At 67.9% G+C, this 507-nt stretch carries 1 protein-coding gene; it reads left to right on the top strand.

Annotated features, from left to right (window positions below):
- Positions 1-99: 99 nt before the first annotated feature.
- Positions 100-507 (top strand): alpha/beta fold hydrolase (locus AC5WS7_RS40640; RefSeq protein WP_495959990.1); only part of this gene is annotated, 408 nt, incomplete at its 3' end.

Below are 507 nucleotides of genomic sequence, written 5' to 3'. Positions count from 1 at the left end.
CGATCGATCGACCGGCCACTGGACTACGTCGCGGTACGTAGGAGGGAGGCCGATCATGTGCGGATGTGCGCAGGCAGCCTCGTACGGTGGAGTTGCAGCATGGATGTCATCCAGCACCGCACAATCACTGTCAATGGTCTGTCGATGCACGTGGCCGAAGCGGGAACCGGCCCGCTGGTGTTGTTGCTGCACGGCTTTCCCGAACTCTGGTATTCGTGGCGGCATCAACTGCCGGTCCTGGCTGAAGCCGGGTACCACGCCGTCGCACCGGATTTGCGTGGACACGGTCGGACTCAGGCCCCGGTCGATGTCGAGGACTACGGCATGGCCGCGCACGTCGCCGACGCGGTCGGTGTGCTCGACGCTCTCGGCGAGTCGACGGCCGTGCTGGTGGGCCATGACTGGGGCGCGAACACGGCGTGGGCCGCCGCTGAACTGCATCCCGAGCGTTTCACGGCGGTCGCGGCCCTGAGCGTGCCGTACCGGCCGCGGTCGCCGCGCCCGCCG

It is taken from the genome of Nocardia sp. PLKS1-43 (assembly GCF_059510335.1).
This window is presented reverse-complemented; position numbering and strand designations above follow the sequence as displayed.